The 18,333-nt window shown below is 53.3% G+C and carries 17 protein-coding genes and 2 riboswitches; of the genes, 12 read left to right on the top strand and 5 right to left on the bottom strand.

What is annotated here, in order from left to right; genetic code table 11:
* The first annotated feature begins 168 nt into the window (after window positions 1-168).
* The gene (locus DP119_RS06740) at window positions 169-618 is read left to right on the top strand and encodes an acyl-CoA thioesterase (RefSeq protein ID WP_112232120.1); all 450 of its coding nucleotides are present in this window, start codon (window positions 169-171) and stop codon (window positions 616-618) included.
* A complete protein-coding gene (locus tag DP119_RS06735) occupies window positions 593-913 on the top strand; it encodes a hypothetical protein (protein WP_112232118.1) in 321 nt (106 codons plus the stop codon). The genes DP119_RS06740 and DP119_RS06735 overlap by 26 nt, the downstream gene beginning before the upstream one ends.
* Before the next feature lie 26 nt (window positions 914-939).
* On the opposite strand, the gene DP119_RS06730 is transcribed toward DP119_RS06735, so the two are convergent.
* Together DP119_RS06730 and plsY are read right to left on the bottom strand one after the other, a co-directional pair.
* Window positions 940-1,236 (bottom strand): HesB/YadR/YfhF family protein, encoded by a 297-nt coding sequence (locus tag DP119_RS06730; protein WP_112232116.1) that lies wholly within the window; start codon window positions 1,234-1,236, stop codon window positions 940-942.
* Between the two features lie 21 nt (window positions 1,237-1,257).
* Entirely contained in the window at window positions 1,258-1,848 is a 591-nt protein-coding gene (gene plsY / locus DP119_RS06725; RefSeq protein WP_112232114.1) for a glycerol-3-phosphate 1-O-acyltransferase PlsY, read from the bottom strand.
* Window positions 1,849-1,977: 129 nt separating this feature from the next.
* Between plsY and DP119_RS06720 the strand changes: the two genes are divergently transcribed.
* The 5 genes from DP119_RS06720 to DP119_RS06700 all read left to right on the top strand — a co-directional run bounded on the left by DP119_RS06720 (window position 1,978) and on the right by DP119_RS06700 (window position 9,484).
* The gene (locus tag DP119_RS06720) at window positions 1,978-2,391 is read left to right on the top strand and encodes a CoA-binding protein (RefSeq protein WP_112232658.1); all 414 of its coding nucleotides are present in this window, start codon (window positions 1,978-1,980) and stop codon (window positions 2,389-2,391) included.
* Between the two features lie 117 nt (window positions 2,392-2,508).
* A complete protein-coding gene (gene parE, locus DP119_RS06715; RefSeq protein WP_112232112.1) occupies window positions 2,509-4,479 on the top strand; it encodes a DNA topoisomerase IV subunit B in 1,971 nt (656 codons plus the stop codon).
* Complete coding sequence (gene parC, locus DP119_RS06710) at window positions 4,476-6,902, top strand: DNA topoisomerase IV subunit A (protein WP_112232110.1); 2,427 nt, start codon at window positions 4,476-4,478, stop codon at window positions 6,900-6,902. The genes parE and parC overlap by 4 nt, the downstream gene beginning before the upstream one ends.
* Window positions 6,903-7,119: 217 nt before the next feature.
* On the top strand, window positions 7,120-7,674 hold the full coding sequence (locus DP119_RS06705; RefSeq protein ID WP_112232108.1) for a GNAT family N-acetyltransferase: 555 nt from the start codon (window positions 7,120-7,122) through the stop codon (window positions 7,672-7,674).
* 214 nt (window positions 7,675-7,888) lie between these two features.
* On the top strand, window positions 7,889-9,484 hold the full coding sequence (locus tag DP119_RS06700) for a long-chain-fatty-acid--CoA ligase (RefSeq protein WP_112232105.1): 1,596 nt from the start codon (window positions 7,889-7,891) through the stop codon (window positions 9,482-9,484).
* A 34-nt stretch (window positions 9,485-9,518) separates the two neighbouring features.
* On the opposite strand, the gene DP119_RS06695 is transcribed toward DP119_RS06700, so the two are convergent.
* Window positions 9,519-10,067 (bottom strand): TVP38/TMEM64 family protein, encoded by a 549-nt coding sequence (locus tag DP119_RS06695; RefSeq protein WP_167399202.1) that lies wholly within the window; start codon window positions 10,065-10,067, stop codon window positions 9,519-9,521.
* Entirely contained in the window at window positions 10,060-10,827 is a 768-nt protein-coding gene (locus tag DP119_RS06690) for an AraC family transcriptional regulator (protein WP_112232103.1), read from the bottom strand. The genes DP119_RS06695 and DP119_RS06690 overlap by 8 nt, the downstream gene beginning before the upstream one ends.
* A 281-nt stretch (window positions 10,828-11,108) precedes the next feature.
* A riboswitch (SAM riboswitch) is annotated at window positions 11,109-11,219 on the top strand.
* An 82-nt stretch (window positions 11,220-11,301) separates the two neighbouring features.
* A riboswitch (SAM riboswitch) is annotated at window positions 11,302-11,410 on the top strand.
* Window positions 11,411-11,474: 64 nt separating this feature from the next.
* On the opposite strand from DP119_RS06690, the gene acsA reads away from it, so the two are divergent.
* The 3 genes from acsA (at window position 11,475) to DP119_RS06675 (ending at window position 15,232) form a co-directional block, all read left to right on the top strand.
* A complete protein-coding gene (gene acsA / locus DP119_RS06685; RefSeq protein ID WP_112232101.1) occupies window positions 11,475-13,226 on the top strand; it encodes an acetate--CoA ligase in 1,752 nt (583 codons plus the stop codon).
* Between the two features lie 67 nt (window positions 13,227-13,293).
* Complete coding sequence (gene ssuE / locus DP119_RS06680) at window positions 13,294-13,827, top strand: NADPH-dependent FMN reductase (protein WP_112232100.1); 534 nt, start codon at window positions 13,294-13,296, stop codon at window positions 13,825-13,827.
* Between the two features lie 22 nt (window positions 13,828-13,849).
* Entirely contained in the window at window positions 13,850-15,232 is a 1,383-nt protein-coding gene (locus DP119_RS06675) for an LLM class flavin-dependent oxidoreductase (protein ID WP_112232098.1), read from the top strand.
* A gap of 65 nt (window positions 15,233-15,297) precedes the next feature.
* On the opposite strand, the gene DP119_RS06670 is transcribed toward DP119_RS06675, so the two are convergent.
* On the bottom strand, window positions 15,298-16,557 hold the full coding sequence (locus DP119_RS06670) for a YeeE/YedE family protein (RefSeq protein ID WP_112232096.1): 1,260 nt from the start codon (window positions 16,555-16,557) through the stop codon (window positions 15,298-15,300).
* A 278-nt stretch (window positions 16,558-16,835) separates the two neighbouring features.
* Here DP119_RS06670 and DP119_RS06665 point away from each other — a divergent pair, with 278 nt between their 5' ends.
* Both DP119_RS06665 and DP119_RS06660 read left to right on the top strand, forming a co-directional pair.
* Window positions 16,836-17,231 (top strand): VOC family protein, encoded by a 396-nt coding sequence (locus tag DP119_RS06665; protein ID WP_112232094.1) that lies wholly within the window; start codon window positions 16,836-16,838, stop codon window positions 17,229-17,231.
* A gap of 211 nt (window positions 17,232-17,442) precedes the next feature.
* Window positions 17,443-18,333, top strand: a complete 891-nt coding sequence (locus DP119_RS06660; RefSeq protein WP_112232092.1) for a DMT family transporter — start codon at window positions 17,443-17,445, stop codon at window positions 18,331-18,333.

Genomic DNA, 18,333 nt, shown 5'->3' with positions numbered 1-18,333 from the left:
CCGAGAGCCGTTCGGGAAAAGCCAGCAAGTGCAGCTAGTGAACAAGGAGACTTGTGCGTGAACCTGCAACAGCAAGCGGACAAAAAGCTTTTGAAACCAAGGCATTCCAGAGGCTTGTGCTTTTTGATCCCGAGACATGTCCTGTATACTAGAGGAGAGGTGAAGGAAATGTACATAAGCGAAAAGGAAATTGAAATCCGCTACGCGGAAACGGACCAGATGGGTGTCGTCTATCACGCGAATTATTTGGTCTGGCTTGAGCTCGGGCGCACCCAATTGATCGAGGATCTCGGCTTTACGTACGCGGGGATGGAATCGCAAGGGTTCTTGTCCCCGGTGACCGATATCTCTATCCAATACAAAGCGGCGCTGCGCTACGGGCAAAAAGCGCGCGTCAAGACCTGGGTGGAATCACACGGCCGCTTGAGGACCACATACGGCTATGAGGTGCTACACGAGGACGGGACGCTGGCCGCGAAAGCGACCTCTGAGCATGTCGTGGTGAAAAAAGACAATTTCCGTCCGGTCCCGCTAGCGAAAGTGGCACCTGAATGGGATGCAAAATACAAGGAAGTGGTGAGGGGGGGAGAACATGGCGTTCGGAATCCGACGACCTGAATTGGAACGCTGGAAACAGGATGTACAAGCCGGCCATATCTCTTTTTTGACCCATTACTGGGTGGACCACCGTTTTCCCGGCTGTTCGACGGTGACGAAGGTAGGCTGCTCGGATATCGACAAATTGGTCGACTGGGGGAGCCGCTACGGCCTGCAGCGCGAGTGGCTCGATCTGCGGAATGATTACCCGCATTTCGATTTATTCGGGAACAGGCAAGCGGAAATCCTTGAAGCGGAAGGCCGCCTCGATCAATTGAATAGGTTAGTCAAAAACAACGGAAATCCGAATGAATAAAAAAAGAAGCATGACGCCGAGTTGCGTCATGCTTCTTTTGATTCATATGAATAACTCAATTCCCCCAAAGTGTCATCCACGGTGACATGCAGGTCGTGTTCATCGAAATACCAATGATCGGCTTCTTCTATGAAATACAGCACTTCATCCTCTTCCAGCCGGACCACCGCTTCATACGGGCTGTCTTTCGTGACGCCGAGAGAGAAGCCTGGCTGCAGCCCGTCTCCTCCGTAGCGGACGAAAAACCGTACCGCTTCGCCGGCCTCGACTTCCATTTCGTTATGGAACCAATCTCTTGCATCTTTGCTCAAATGGATTTCCATGCCAACACGTCCTTTCAGGTTCTACCACTTGATCTTCGGTTCGGTGCCTGCGCGGATGCGCGCAATGTTCGCGCGATGCCGGTAAATGATGAACGTGGCGAGTGTTAAGATCACGGCAAAAAACAAGTAATCGCCGGTATTGATGGTGTAAATGACCGTATAGATGACCGACACGACCGCTAAAATGATGGAAGACAACGAGACCATTTTCGTGATCTTCAACGCAATCAATAAAACGGCTACGGCGAGTAAAAACAACGGCCACTGATAGCCAAGCAGGATCCCGCCGGAAGTAGCAACGGCCTTGCCGCCTTTAAAACGGGCAAACACCGGAAACATATGGCCAATGACCGCAATAACACCCAGGATAAGCGGGTGGACATCGGTGGCCATGACAAGCGGCAGCAGTGTCGCAGCCGTGCCTTTTAGAATATCCAGGACGGTGACGATAAATCCGGCTTTCGGGCCCAGCACGCGGAATGTGTTGGTCGCCCCTAAATTGCCGCTGCCCTTAGTCCGGATGTCGGTATTGTAGAAAAGTTTTCCGATCCATAATGCTGAAGGGATGGATCCGAGTAAATAAGCGATAATTACCGGAAGCAAAATGTCCATGATTGACTCCTTTGACGTACACTGTTTTCTTTTCTACAGTTTACCATGACCGAAGACACAGAAACAATAGATGGCGGATTATTCAACAAACACCCCGGTTTCATGTATGATAGACTAAAAGGACAGGTGATTTTGTTGAAAAACCCAGACCGCAAAGAAATCAAAGAAGTGCTCGACAATGCCAAGACCATTGCCGTAGTTGGCCTGAGCCCGAATCCGATGAGAACTTCCTATATGGTATCCAAAGCCATGAAAGACGCAGGCTACCGCATCATCCCGGTCAATCCGATGGCGGATGAAGTGCTGGGGGAGAAAAGCTACGCGACGCTCACGGATATTCCGGAGCCGGTCGACATCGTCAATGTGTTCCGCCGCAGCGAATTTTTACCGAGCATTGCGGAAGATTTCCTGAAGATCGATGCCCCGGTGTTCTGGACGCAGCTAAACGTCGTGGATGAAGTGGTGTTTAACCGCCTCCACGGCGCCGGGTACACGGTCATCATGGACCGTTGCATCAAAGTCGAACATGCCATCCTGAAATAGCAGCTTTCACGAAGGGCGCCTAGCGCTCTTTTTCTATGAACATTGACAGGAACGCCCGGAATGGCATACGATTAAAAGAAGAGAGTATACGAACAAATGTTTGTTGGAGGGAAATAGATGGCTAAAACGAACAGCAATGCATATAACGAAGAAGCGATCCAAGTTCTAGAAGGGCTGGATGCGGTACGCAAACGCCCAGGGATGTATATCGGTTCGACCGATGCCCGCGGGCTTCACCACTTGGTCTATGAGATCGTCGATAATTCCGTCGATGAAGCGCTTGCCGGATATGGCGACCGCATAACGGTGACCATTCACGAAGACAACAGCATCAGCGTGCGCGATTATGGCCGCGGCATGCCGACCGGAATGCACAGAAGCGGCAAACCGACACCGGAAGTCATTTTGACAGTGCTCCACGCCGGCGGGAAATTCGGCCAGGGCGGCTACAAGACGAGCGGCGGGCTTCACGGCGTCGGCGCATCTGTCGTCAATGCCTTGTCGAGTTTTTTGGAAGTGACGATACACCGCGACGGGCGCAAATACCGCCAGCGTTTTGAAAATGGCGGCAAACCCGTCACGACTTTGGAAGAGATCGGCAAAACGAAAGAATCAGGCACCTTGATTCACTTCCTGCCCGATGAAAGCATCTTCAGCGTATCCAAATACAATTACGACACGCTGAGCGAACGCTTGCGTGAATCCGCGTTCCTCATGAAAGGCATGAACATCGAGTTGATCGATGAGCGCAGCCAAACCGGTGAGAGCTTCTTTTATGAAACCGGTATCAAAGCCTTCGTCGAATACTTGAACGAAGAAAAAGACGTGCTCCACAAAGTGGCGTATATGGAAGGGCAGAGTGACAGCCTCGAAGTCGAATTCGCGTTCCAGTTCAACGACGGCTATTCCGAAACGATCCTGTCGTTCGTCAACAACGTCCGCACACGCGACGGCGGGACGCACGAAACCGGCGCGAAAGCGGCCATGACCCGCGTATTCAACGATTACGCACGCAAAATCAATTTATTGAAAGATAAAGACAAAAACCTAGAGGGCTCCGACATCCGCGAAGGCTTGGCGGCCATCGTCTCGGTACGCATCCCGGAAGCTTTGCTGCAATTTGAAGGCCAGACGAAAAGCAAACTCGGCACAAGCGAAGCCCGCGGTGCCGTTGATGCGGTCATTTCCCAGCAATTGATGTACTTCCTCGAGGAGAACGCAGAACACAGTGCATCACTCGTCCGCAAAGCAATACGGGCGTCTCAGGCGCGTCTCGCCGCACGAAAAGCGCGGGAAGATGCCCGAAATGGCAAGAAACGCAAGAAATCCGATACCTTATTGTCCGGAAAATTGACGCCAGCGCAGTCGCGCAACGCCAAAAAGAACGAATTGTACCTAGTCGAGGGCGACTCGGCCGGCGGTTCGGCTAAACAAGGCCGCGACCGGACATTCCAGGCGATCTTGCCGCTGCGCGGGAAAGTCGTCAATACCGAAAAAGCGAAACTGGAAGAAATAATGAAAAATGAAGAAATCGCCACCATCATCCATGCGATCGGCGGCGGCGTATCTTCCGACTTCTCCGTGGACGACATCGCCTACAACAAAGTCATCATCATGACCGATGCCGATACTGACGGTGCGCATATCCAAGTGCTGCTGTTGACGTTCTTCTACCGTTACATGAAGCCGCTCATCGAAGCGGGCAAAGTGTTCATCGCCTTGCCTCCGCTCTATAAAGTGTCCAAAGGCGTCGGCAAAAAGGAAGTCGTCGATTACGCCTGGACCGAAGCGGATCTCGACGAGTCGATCAAGAAAATCGGCAAAGGCTACATGCTCCAGCGCTATAAAGGCCTCGGGGAAATGAACGCCGACCAATTGTGGGAAACGACGATGAACCCGGAATCGCGCACCTTGATCCGCGTCACGATCGAAGACGGGGCGCGCGCCGAACGCCGCATCACGACATTGATGGGCGACAAAGTCGAACCGCGCCGCAAATGGATCGAAAGCAATGTCGACTTCGGACTTGAAGACGACAGCAACATTCTAGAAAATGATTTGATTCACGCTGAGGAGGAACTCGTATGACACAAACCGAACGTTTCCAAGATCTGCCCTTAGAAGAAGTCATCGGCGATCGGTTTGGCCGCTACAGTAAATACATCATCCAGGACCGTGCGCTGCCGGATGCCCGCGATGGGCTCAAGCCGGTACAGCGCCGCATTCTTTATGCCATGCACCACGAAGGCAATACTAACGACAAAGCGTTCCGGAAATCCGCCAAAACGGTCGGGAACGTGATCGGGAACTATCACCCGCACGGCGATAGCTCCGTTTACGAAGCGATGGTGCGGCTCAGCCAGGACTGGAAAATCCGCCACATGCTCGTGGAAATGCACGGCAATAACGGCTCGATGGACGGGGATTCCCCGGCCGCGATGCGTTATACGGAAGCCCGGCTATCCGCGATTTCCGGTGAACTGTTAAGAGACATCGAAAAACGCACCGTTGAATTCATTCCGAATTTCGACGACGTAGACGTCGAACCCACCGTCCTCCCGGCGCGTTTCCCGAACCTGCTCGTCAACGGATCGACGGGGATTTCCGCTGGGTATGCGACCGACATCCCGCCGCATGCGCTGCATGAAGCACTCGATGCGGTCCTCATGCGCATCGACAAGCCAGATGCGACAATCGATGAATTGATGACCGTCATTAAAGGACCCGATTTCCCGACCGGCGGCATCATCCAAGGTGTCGAAGGCATCAAAAAGGCGTACGAAACGGGACGCGGTAAAATCGTCATCCGTTCGAAAGCGGCCATTGAACCGTTAAAAGGCGGCAAGGAACAGATCGTCATTACGGAAATCCCGTTCGAAGTGAACAAAGCGAGCCTCATCAAGAAAATCGATGATCACCGCTTCGACCGCAAACTCGACGGCATTTCTGAAGTGCGCGATGAATCCGACCGCACGGGCCTCCGCATTGTCATCGAGTTGAAAAAAGAAGTGCAGGCGGCCGGCATCTTGAACTATTTGTATAAAAATACCGACCTGCAAATCAGCTATAACTTCAATATGGTGGCAATCCATCACCGCCGCCCGACGATGATGACCTTGCCGACGATGCTTGATGCCTATATTGAGCACCAAAAAGAAGTCGTGACGAAACGCTCGGAATTCGACTTGCAAAAAGCAAGCGACCGCATGCACATCGTCGAAGGCTTGATTAAAGCCCTGTCAATTCTCGATAAAGTGATCAAGACCATCCGCGCTTCAAAAGACAAACGCGACGCGAAAAACAATTTGATCGCGAAATTCGAGTTTTCGGAAGCGCAGGCAGAAGCGATTGTCTCCTTACAGCTCTACCGGCTGACGAATACCGATATCACCGAACTCAAGAAAGAAGAGGAAAGCTTGCGCAAATTAATTGCCGAGCTGACCGGCATCTTGACGAGCGCGACGAAATTGAAAAACGTCATCAAGAAGGAATTGCAGGCGATCCGCAAGAAATTCGCGGAACCACGGCGTTCTGAAATCGAAGAAAAGATCGAAGAGCTGACCATTACGCGTGAAATCATGATCCCAAGTGAAGAAGTGATTGTCACCGTCACCAAAGAAGGCTATGTCAAACGGACGAGCACCCGCTCCCATGCGGCTTCGAACGGCAAGGATTTTGCCATGAAAGACAGCGACCACCTGTTGTTCGAAGGCACACTCAATACGCAGCATACCGTGTTGATCTTCACGACCGGCGGGAATTTCGTGTTCCAGCCCGTCAATGAACTGCCGGACATCAAATGGAAAGACCTCGGCCAGCATTTGTCGAGCATCGTCACGCTCGATTCCAACGAATCGGTGCTTGCGGTGTTCCCATTCGAAGATTTCGAACAAGAAGCGTCGATCGTCACTGTATCGAAATTCGGCCAAGTGAAGCGATCCGCGCTGAAAGACTACCAGGTGCAGCGCTATTCACGCGCCATCAAGACGATGAACCTGAAAAAAGGCGATAACATGATCTTCGCGGGGCTCGCGACGGGTGAAACCGAATTGTTCCTGGCCACGAAAATGGCATATGGCGTTCGCTTCCCGCTCGACGAAGTGCCGGTGACAGGGCTTCGCACTGCGGGCGTCAAAGGCTTGAACTTAAAAGAAGGCGACGAAGCGGTGTCTGCGGTCATGATCGACCCGAACCAGCAGCCAGATCTCGTGCTCGCGACGCAGCGCGGGGCTGCCAAAAAGATGAAACTGACGGAATTCGAAAGCGGCAGCCGTGCCAAACGCGGCGTCATCATGCTGCGGGAATTGAAATCCAATCCCCACCGCGTCGTGGCCGTCATCGGCACGACCGGCAAAGAGGAGATCCTGCTCGAAACGGCGAAAGGCCTGCGCATCCCGATTGCGCCAGGCCGCCTGAAAGCGGTTGACCGCTATTCCAACGGTTCGTTTATCGTGGACGAAGCGACAGACGGCGCCGTCACGGCAGCTTACCTAATGCCCGCGACCGAATAACCTTAAAAGGCGTCGAATGATTCATTCATTCGACGCCTTTTTTCTAAACACGCCTATTCATTTATTTTTTTCAGTGGAATGGTTAGGTGAATAAATGAATAATCGCATGCTTTCCGGCGGCCGGACGCCATTTAGAATAACCGGCCAGCGCTATAGCCAAATCTTTTTACGTGTCTGGTCGGGATATTCTTGACATCAAACAGGAGGTGACCCATGAATGCCCACAATAGCGGAAACTGAACGGCTATGGTTGAAGCCATACCGAATGAATATGGCAGACGGGGTTTATGAAGTGGTCCGAAAACAGGAAATTGCAGACACGATGCTAATGATTCCGCACCCGTATCCGAGAAAACAACTCGAGGGCTGGCTGGATTATGTACAGAAAAGCTTTGAGGTCGGGCATGCTTTCGAATATGCCGTCTTCACGAAGGAACAGCCTGCTCGCTATATCGGCAATTGCGGATTGGTGAGCCTATCAAAGGCCCACCGTTCAGGCGAGATCGGCTATTTCATCGATCCCGGAGAATGGGGACAGGGCTATGCCACGGAAGCGTGCCGCAAAGTGATCGACATAGCTTTCGCCGAACACGGCTTGAATCGGTTGTTCGGCCGCTGCCTCGTACGCAACCCCGCATCCCGGCGTGTGCTGGAGAAGGCGGGCATGGTATTCGAAGGCCGTTTCAAACAGGAATTTTTCATGGATGGAGCCTTCGAAGATGTCGATTATTTGGCGATTCTAAAAAGCGAATACGCGGTGTCCAGGGACTAATTGGCCACTTCAATGCCTTCATTCCAAGTCGCATCATTTAGCGAAAATAAAAGAAGCAGTTCGTGGCTTGGCCGGGATGAATTGTGCTATAACACAAAAACTCCATTGTTTCATTTTTCCGCCAATTCCGAAACTTCCGTTGACAGCCCGTATTCGCCTTTCTATACTTGATATATAACAGCTGAACACAAGAGACACGAGAGGGGTTTTTGAAATGATCGTACCATTGACACCGCTGGACTGGAAACGACGCGCGGTAAAGTATTACCCGGAGAAAGTGGCCGTCATCGACGGGGACAAGCGTTTCACGTACAAGGAGTTTGCACGCCGCTCCGACCAGTTGGGGATCGCCTTACATAATGCAGGCATCAACGAAAAAGACCATGTCGCAGTGATGCTGCCGAATACACATTATATGCTTGAAGCCTTTTACGGCATCACGCCGCTCGGCGCGGTCATCGTACCGCTCAATTACCGGCTGTCCGCCAAAGACTTGGGTTATATCATCAAACATAGCGATGCGAAGATGCTGATTGTCGATGCAGAGTATGCCAAGATCATCGAGGATATCCAAGATGACTTGCCGATCGAAAAATACATCATCGTGCCGGCAGAAGGCCATGAGACGAACCTTAAAGGCGTCGATTACGAGGAATTCATCGGCAGTGTTTCAGAAGGGGAGCAATTGCCTGCTGTCGAACTGGATGAAAACCAGATGCTGTCGCTTAATTACACAAGCGGCACGACCTCCAATCCGAAAGGCGTCATGCAGACGCACCGGACGAATTACCTGAACGGCGCCAACTTCCTGCATCATTTGGAGATCAAGTTCGATGATGTCTATTTGCATACCTTGCCGATGTTCCATACGAACGGCTGGGGCGGGGTGTGGGCGATCACAGCGGCTGGCGCGACGCACGTGTGCTTGCGCAAGGTCGATCCGCCGCTCATCCTCGATTTGTTCGAAAACCATGGCATCACCTCGCTATGCGGCGCGCCGACGGTCGTCAATATGCTCGTCAACGAGCCGAAAGCGAAGGAGATCGACTTGAAAACGGAAATCCGAATGGGCACAGCCGGCGCACCGCCTGCTGCGGCACTCATCGCCAAAGCCCAGGAAATTTTGGGCTTGAATATGATGCACGTCTACGGCTTGACCGAGACGTCTCCGTTCATCCTGTACTGCGAATGGAAAAACGAATTCAACGATCTTGATTCCGATGCCCAAGCGAGCATCAAGGCACGCCAAGGCATCGAACTGGCCTTCAACGGCGAAACGAAAGTCGTCAACCAGGACGATGGAAGAGAAGTTGCCTGGAACGGCAAGGAACTGGGGGAAATTATCACCCGCGGGAACGTCGTCATGGCCGGTTATTACAAAGACCCGGAAAAAACCGCAGAAGCGATCCGCGACGGCTGGTTCTATACAGGCGACCTTGCGGTGACGCATCCGGACGGCTTTATCGAAATCCAGGACCGCATCAAGGACATGATCATCTCCGGCGGCGAGAACATTTCCTCGACCGAGATCGAAGGCGTGCTCTATAAACACCCGGCGATCGCGGAAGTTGCGGTCATCGCGGTTCCGGACGAGAAATGGGGCGAAGTGCCAAAAGCAATCATCGTCTTGCACAAAGGCGCAGAAGTGACCGAACAGGAAATCCTTGATTATACGCGTGAGAACATGTCGCGCTTCAAAGTACCGAAATCGGTCGACTTCGTGGAAGCCTTGCCGAAGACGGCGACCGGTAAATTGCAGAAGTTCCAATTGCGTGAAATGTATTGGGGCGGTGGCAAAAAAGTCAATTAACGAAGAAAAGGGCCTCTCCCGGGAGAGGCCCTTTTTATGTTTTCCGGAAAGCCAACGGCCGCCGTTTCCGCCAATAAGCCGAAATAGCGAATACGGCAATCGTCGCAAGCAATAAGCCGTACAGCGCCGGACGCGAAAGCCATAGCGTCAAGCCGAAGACCAAAGCAATTTCAATAGCCACTGCGGGCAATTTCCCGAATGTGCTGGCTGTAAAGAACCAACCCGCCCGAATTTTCGTGATGGCTGCCGCGGCTGTTATAAGACCTGAAGGCATGAATGGCAAAAGCCGGCAGAGCAGCACGGACCAAAAGACATTGCGGCTGGTCAAGGAGCTAAAATAGCGGAACAGGCGATGCTCCCGGAACTTGAGGGGAATCCGATTAGCCCCGAAGCGGTAAAGCCAAAATCCGGCCAATGCCCCAAAAATCTCTCCGGAAAACGTCAAGACGCTTCCCCCCGCCAGACCGAAGCGGTCGAGATTGACGGGCGTGAGGAATACACTCGGCACGAACCCGACGGCCCCGATGGCGATATTCACGAGCAATAAAATGAGGAATTCGAGAGCGGTTGTCCAGTCATTCAATGGTAACCCCTCCGTTTCCAAAGTGCGCTTGATGGGCCTTGCGGTAGCGCATCGGCGTTTCACCGATAATCCGGGTAAACACTGCGTGGAACTGGGTCGCGCTATGGTAGCCGCAAGCAGAGGCAATCGAAGAAAGCGGCTGGCTTGTTTCTTTCAACAGTTTCTCCGCCCGCGCCACCCGGCAATGGATAACGAATTGAAGCGGCGATAGCCCGCAGGCTTCCTTGAACTTCCGGCTGAAATGGTATTTGCTCATGCCCGCGAACTGAGCGGCAGCTTCCAATGAAAACGGCAAATGGCAAGTTTCTTCAAGCTCATGCTGCAGGGGCGCCATAAAGAGCGCTTCCGGTACATGTCTCATCACTTGATCGGCTTCTTTCAGCAAGAGTGAGGCGATCAAAGCGGATTTCCCTGGATCTTCCGGATACAGCCGCTCCAGTTCCATGAAAAGCGAGCTGATATAGCGTGGATTTTTCGGTTGCAGCCGGAAAACTTCCCCGCAACCAACGTCTGGCACCGCCACGACCGCTCGATGCCAGCTGCACGGGACAGAAGGCTCGGAACATAGCCGATGCCAGACGCCTGTAGGCAATAACAGCAACTCGCCGGGCTGGAGCGCAATGCGCTGCGTTCCCGCTTCGATGTCCAATAAGCCTTCGCTCACCCACCAGATCTCGGTGGCCAGCGAATGGCGATGCATTGCTTGGGCGGCTGGAGCGGCTGCGCCCGATGCGATGGAACAAACTGTGACTTCCTGCATAACAGCACTCTTTTCTGTAAGGATGTCTTTCCATTATAGCAATAATGAAGAAAAAGTTTGGAATAATTTCGGGGAAATATCTTGAACAAGCTGAAGGGTGCGCAAGAACGAAGAAGCAGGAGGCAGGGCGATAAGCGGTAAGGGGACGGCCATTTTTTAATCCCTATAAGAAAAATCGGAATTTTTCAAGTTTTTTGGAAAAATGGCGTTGACAGACCGAAAATCTTGATTTAATATGGTCGACATAGCGAATTTGAAACATTCGTCAACGACACGTTCATATCTTATCCAGAGAGGCGGAGGGAATTGGCCCGATGAAGCCCGGCAACCGGCAAGGCAACTTGCCAAGGTGCTACTTCCAACAAACGGATTTTCCGTTTGGCAGATAAGAGAGGGCTAACAGACCTTCTTGGAAGGTCTGTTTTTTTATTGACTGCATGATTCGCGCGAAGCTCAACAATTACATAGCAGCACTTCTTATCAAGAGTGGTGGAGGGACCAGGCCCGATGAAACCCGGCAACCGGCAAGTATTACTTGCACAGGTGCTACTTCCTGCAGCCTATAGTGGCTGGAAGATGAGAAGAGGACATCCCCCTCTTCTTGGAAGTGGGGGATTTTTGTATGGGTCATAAAAGGAGGGGCACTGATGAGACAAACTGTATTGGCGCCGGCATTGGATGCCGGCAATACACCGAACTTAACAGACTACGAAGAGGCATGCCGCACGTTTTCATGGGAACAAGCCGAACGGCAATTCAGCTGGAGCAAGACCCAGCGCGTCAACATGGCCCATGAATGCATCGACCGGCACGTAGAGGATGGCTATGGACACAAGCCGGCACTGCATTACATTGAGGGCGCGCATCAGCGGGTGTGGACATTCGCCGAGCTGAAACAGGAGACCGATCGCTGGGCAACCGCCTTCCGCAATGAAGGAGTCAAGCGGGGCGATATCGTTTTCATCTTCCTGCCGAAAAACGCCGATTGCTATATTGCGATGCTCGCAACAGTGAAAATCGGGGCTGTCGCCGGGCCGCTCTTTGAAGCATTCATGGAAGAAGCGGTGCGTGACCGTATCGATGATTGCAAGGGACGCTTTCTCATCACCGATCCAGACCTTGCTGCGCGTGTTCCGCGCAAAGACTTGCCGTCTCTCGAGAAAGTATTCGTGACAGCCGGGCCGGAATCATGCCGGGACAATGAAATTTCCTGGACCGATATCTTGGCGGATACCTTCGTTTCCGGGTCGCCGACCGAATGGGTGGACTTGGACGCCCCGCTCAATATCCATTACACGAGCGGGTCCACCGGCAAGCCAAAAGGAATCGTCCATGCACACCGGGCGATGATCCATCAGTATCAAACCGGCCATTGGGTCTTGGACATCAAGGACGACGACATCTATTGGTGCACGGCGCATCCAGGCTGGGTGACGGGTACCGTCTACGCCATTTTCGCGCCATGGCTGAACCGCGCGACCATCGTCGTGAACGGCGGGCGCTTTGACGCCGACTCCTGGTATGCAGCGATAGAAAAAGCGGGTGTCACGGTATGGTACAGCGCCCCGACCGCATTTCGCATGTTAAAAGCGGCAGGGGATGAACTGGTGGGACGATACGACCTCAGTACGCTGCGCCATGTGCTCAGTGTCGGGGAGCCATTGAATCCAGAAGTGATCTATTGGGGCGTCGAACAGCTCGGCCTGCGCATCCACGACACGTGGTGGATGACGGAAACAGGCGCACAGCTCATCGTCAATTTGCCGTCCGAACCGATTAAGCCGGGGTCGATGGGCCGGCCATTCCCGGGCATCGACATCCGCATTCTCGATGATGACGGAATCGAACAGGCGCCAGGCGACATCGGCCATTTGGCGATCCGCGCCCCGTGGCCAGGACTGATGCGCGAAGTGTGGCAAAACGAAGAGAAATACCGGTCCTATTTCCAGTTCGACGGCTGGTATCTGTCGGGAGATCTCGCCTATCAGGACGCCGATGGTTACGTCTTTTTCCAGGGGCGCAGCGACGACATGATCAATTCCTCCGGCGAACGCATCGGGCCGTTTGAAGTGGAAAGCAAACTATTGGAACACGGGGCGGTCGCAGAAGCAGGTGTCGTCGGCAAACCGGATCCGCTGCGCGGTGAGATCGTCAAGGCGTTCATCGTGCTAAAGCCCGGATATCAGAATACCCCTGAGCTGCTTCAAGAGATCCGGCTGTTTGTCCGTTCGCAGCTATCGGCCCATGCAGCCCCCCGTGAGATTGAAGTGCTTGCCGAGTTGCCGAAAACGAAAATCAGCGGCAAAATTTTGCGGCGCCAGCTGAAAACATGGAATGCCGATGAAGAACCCGTCATAAACGCCAGCGACTCGGCTTTGTCTACGGCCATTCCCAAGTAAAAAAATGGATTTACTAAAGAACCATTCACCGGAACCATCATTCAAGCCTCTATAAGGAGAGATGAACATGAGCAACATCCTATTGATATCTGGAAGCCCTTCGGCCCATTCAAGGTCAGACCTCGTCTTGCGCGCCGCCGGAAATCGCCTGTCCCATGACACCGCCTACGTATCCGTCCAGGACGTGCCGGCTGCGGACTTGGCGGGTGCCAATTTCAACAGTACGGAAATCCAGCACATCCAGCGCCAAATCCAAGAAGCGGATGGCATCATCATCGCTTCGCCGGTATACAAAGCAGCCTACAGCGGGGTGTTGAAAGCCTTGCTGGACTTGCTGCCGAGCGATGCCTTCCGTGACAAGCCGGTGCTGCCGCTGATGACCGGCGGCAGCGCCAATCATTTGCTCGCCCTTGAATATTCCTTCAAGCCGCTGCTCGCGGCCTTGAAAGGGCAAACCTTGCAAGGCGTTTATATCATCGACGACAAAATCGATAAAACACAGCCCCATGCCCCGATCACAGACGAAGAACTCTCTGCCCGGCTCGATCGGCAGCTGTCGGAACTGACTGCGGCCATCGCTTCACGGAAAGTCCTGCTGTAACCCACAAAAAGGAGGAATGACGATGACGAACAAACGGATCGTTTTGAATGCTTTTGACATGAACTGCGCAGGGCACCAGTCGCCCGGGCTTTGGACACACCCGGAAGACCGCTCGCACGAATACAAAGGGAGCCGGTACTGGATTGAACTCGCACAATTATTGGAACGAGGCAAATTCGATGCCTTGTTTCTCGCCGATGTACTCGGCACGTATGATGTCTACCAGGGCTCGAGGGATGCAGCCGTGCGCCAAGGCGCCCAGTCCCCCGTCAATGACCCGGCTCTTGTCGTGCCATTGATGTCCGCCGTCACCAAGCATCTCGGCTTCGGGGTCACCGCCTCGACGACGCATGAACATCCTTACACGTTCGCCCGGCGCATGTCGACGCTCGATCACTTGACGGACGGGCGTGTCGGCTGGAACATCGTCACCTCCTACCTGAAAAGCGCCGCGGAGAATATCGGCGCCGAACAAGTGAAGCACGACGTACGCTATGACATCGCCGATGAATATGCGGACGTGTGCTATAAGCTCTGGGAAGGCAGTTGGGAAGACGATGCGGTCATCGTGGATAAAGAAACGGGCATTTACGCAGATCCCGCTAAAGTTCACGACATCGAGCACAAGGGGACATACTTCCAAGTGCCGGGCGCACATTTATCCGAACCGTCGCCGCAGCGCACGCCCGTCTTGTTCCAGGCCGGCGCTTCGAAAAAAGGAGCTGCCTTTGCCGGGAAGCATGCCGAATGCGTCTTTATCGGCGCACCCACTATTGAAATCGCCAAACGCTCGGTCGACAACATCCGCCATTCGGCAATCAATGCAGGCCGGGCGCCCGAGGATGTACTCGTTTTGACCTTGATCACGCCGATCGTCGCGCCCACGGCGGAACAAGCCCAGGCGAAATACGAAGAATACAAAAAGCACATCAGCCATGAAGGCGCCCTGGCCTTGTTTGGCGGCTGGACAGGCATCGATTTATCGAGCTACGCCCCGGACCAAAAGCTCGAGTATATCGAAAATGACGCCATCCAGTCGGCGTTAGAGAATTTCACGAAAATCATTCCCGGCAAACAGCCGACCGTCCAGGACATCCGGGATTTTGTCGGCGTCGGTGGCCTTGGACCGGTAACGGTCGGGTCCCCTGAACAAGTGGCAGATGAGCTCGAACGCTGGGTATCGGAAGCTGGCGTGGATGGCTTCAATATCGCCTATGCCGTCACCCCGGGCACCTTCCGCGACTTCATCGAATTGGTGGTGCCGATTCTGCAGGAGCGGGGGCTTGTGCAGGCCGAATACAAAGGGGCGACATTGCGTGACAACTTGTTCCAAAAAGGGGACCGGCTGAACCCGGCACATCCGGGCCACCGCTTCGTCAAGCAGGCAGTACCGATCGGAATTTAGCCGGTCAGCGGCCAAACAAAAAAGGTGCATCCAAATGGGTGCACCTTTTGCATGGTTTATTATGATCAGCACACCGAATCGTTGGATTTCGGGACAGACAGGCCGAACAAAGGCCGCAAGTACAGAGCGAAGAACGTACCGGCGAGTGCCAGAATGCCCCAGATGTAACCGTGCAAGCTAAATGAAGCGATGCCGCCGAAATAGGCCCCGATGTTGCAGCCGAACGCAAGGCGGGCCCCGTAGCCCATCAGCAAGCCGCCGACAATGGATGCCCAGAAATTCCCCATCGTGATTTTGGTGAACTTGAACAAACCGCCCGCTGCTGAAGCGAGAAAGGCGCCCAGGATGACCCCGAAGTTCAACACCGTGGTGGAATCAGCGAAAATCGACGATTCGAGCATCGCTGCGTTTGCCCCTTCCCAGTAGCCCCAGCTCGCGACGTCCACGCCGAAGAATTCAGCGATTTTCGAGCCCCATAACGCGAATGCGGAGGTGATGCCCCAAGGCGTTCCACGTGTCAGCAAGGTTAACGCGTTCAACACAGCAAGTGCGATCGCTGCGGCAAACAACGGCCATGACCCGCGGAAAATGCGTTGCCATCCCGTCGTGGTCGGAAGCGGCGCCATTTTCGGTGCGCGTTTCTTTTTCTCGATGATCAAGGTAATCCAGGCAACGAGCCCAAACAACGCAATTGACACGAGCCATGCGCCGCCGTAGCCAAGCCCTGTAGACGTTGCCAGTGACACCGGTTCAAAAGCCGGCAAATCTTCTGTCCAAAACGGCAGATGATATGCGCCGATCGTCGTTCCGATAATGAAGAACAATAGCGTGATGAACATGACCGAACGCCCCCCGCCGATTGCATACAGCGTACCGGAAGCGCAGCCGCCGCCGAGCTGCATGCCGATGCCGAAGATGAACGCCCCGACGACCAGGCTCACGCCGACCGGGGAAACATAGCCTGACACTTCGGTGCCAAAGAACGAATAGCCATACGCCAGAATCGGCGCGAACAAGGTCACGGCCACCGCCAACATGAGCATATGCGAGCGCATCGCCTGTCCGTTTCCGACCGACATGAAGCGGCGGAACGCGGACGTAAAGCCGAACCGTGCATGGAATAAGGTATAGCCCAGTAACAGCCCGATGCCAAGTAGCACGGTTTGTGCGATATGCTGCGTAGCCAATAGATAGACGGTCAACAATGCCGCCACCGAGATGCCACCGACAATCAAGGATTTCTGCGGTGCGTTCAAGGCGATCGTGTCCCGGTAGACGGGATCGTTTACTTCATTGACGGGTTGGACCCGTGTGCTAGTCGTCATGTAAAACATCCTTTTCTGAGTGATATAGTAGGGAATAAAATATTACATTAAAGCAGCATTTAAGGAAAGTCAACGGAGCGGCTCTTGCTTGCGGAAGAGGAATATTCACGTGTTTAGCGGCCTGTATGAGAAGTTTGCAAACAAGCACGCCGGGAATAGGAACATAACAATCACGGAAGCTGAGCAATCAGAAGGGGGGCAGGAAGGAAAAAGGCCATATAGGATTTTCAACAATCCTCTCCGCATTCGTCTTAGGGATGGAAACGAGGTGAAGCTTAATGGATAGCAGAATGTGGATCAATTTGCCGGTGAAGGATTTGCAGGCGGCCACAGCTTTTTATGAACAAGCTGGATTTTTGACGCCAAAAGCGGATTCCAGCAATGGCCAGCAAGCAGCGTTTTATTTGGAAGGCCAACATCTGTATGTGATGCTGTTTCCGGAAGAAAGCTTTAAAGCCTTTACGCAGCAAGCTATCGCCGATACATCGATCGGCTCTGAGGTATTGTTTTCGCTATCGGCAAAAACCGCTGAAGAAGTGGATAACTTCATTTTCCGTATCGAACAGGCAGGCGGCACCATCTTTGCGCCACCGGGTGAGCGAAACGGCATGTACGGAGCAGGGTTTTCGGATGTGGACGGGCATCGCTGGAACTTCCTTGTGATCGATGACTAATAGAATTTGCAATGCAAAAAACCGGAGCGGCATTCGAAAAGATGCTTCCGGTTTTTTTGCAGGGAAATTAACCTCCAGCAATGCATGAAATGTGGCCAATTTCAAAGAAGTTAAGGAAAACGGAGCGGAATTGCGATACGATAGAACAATAGACAAAACTTTTAGAATATTTTTGGATGAGTTCTTTCATGCAGCTAGGAGCTGATGCACTGTGAACCATAAATTCCTTTTCGCGTTTCTCGTCATCGTCACCACCAGTTTGATGGGTTCTTCATTTGCGGTCGGCAAAATCGGCCTCGAACACGTCTCGCCGCTGCTGTTGGTCGGGATCCGTTTCACGATTGCGGGCATCTTGATGGCCATATTCGTCAAGCTGTTCCGGCGCAAGCACCCACGGCAGCGTTCCGAATGGCTTCATATTCTCATCATCGGCTTTTTCCAGACCGCTGGCGTCATGGGCTGCATTTTCCTGAGCCTTCGGACGATCACAGCCGGGGAATCCGCCATTTTGACGTTCACCAATCCTTTATTGGTGGTGATTTTCGGCACAGTTGCACTCGGCATTCGCTACCGCATCGTTCAATGGGGAGGGGTGCTGCTCGGGTTTTTCGGTGTCTTCATCACGATGGGCAGCCAAGTGAACTTGGAAGTCGGCACGTTGTTCGGCTTCGGCAGCGCCGTGTCCTGGGCAATTGGTACCTTATTGATCAAGCATTGGGGCATCCGGCTCGATACGTGGGTGCTGACGGCGTATCAAATGCTGTTTGGCGGCTTGATTTTGCTGATGGCGAGCAGCTTGTTGGAAACCCAGCGGCTGGCCATCAATCCCGAATCGCTGTTCATCATTTTCTGGCTGGCGATTCCGGCATCGATCATTCAGTTTGCGATTTGGTTTTTCCTGCTGCAAAACGGCAATCCCGGGAAAGTGAGCGCGTTTTTATTCCTGGCGCCATTTTTCGGTGTCATCTCGGGCTGGCTGATCTTAGGGGAGCAGGTCGGGGTATCGCTCATCATTGGCGGTGCATTGATCTTTACAGGCATCTTCCTGGTGAATTGGCCGGAAAAGCGGCAGGAAGCGGCAATTCCTGGAAAAGCGATATGA

The sequence above is a fragment of the Planococcus maitriensis genome (assembly GCF_003289925.1).
Classification (GTDB): domain Bacteria; phylum Bacillota; class Bacilli; order Bacillales_A; family Planococcaceae; genus Planococcus; species Planococcus maitriensis.
Note: the sequence above shows the minus strand (reverse complement) of the source record. Positions and strands in the feature narration are given on the sequence as shown.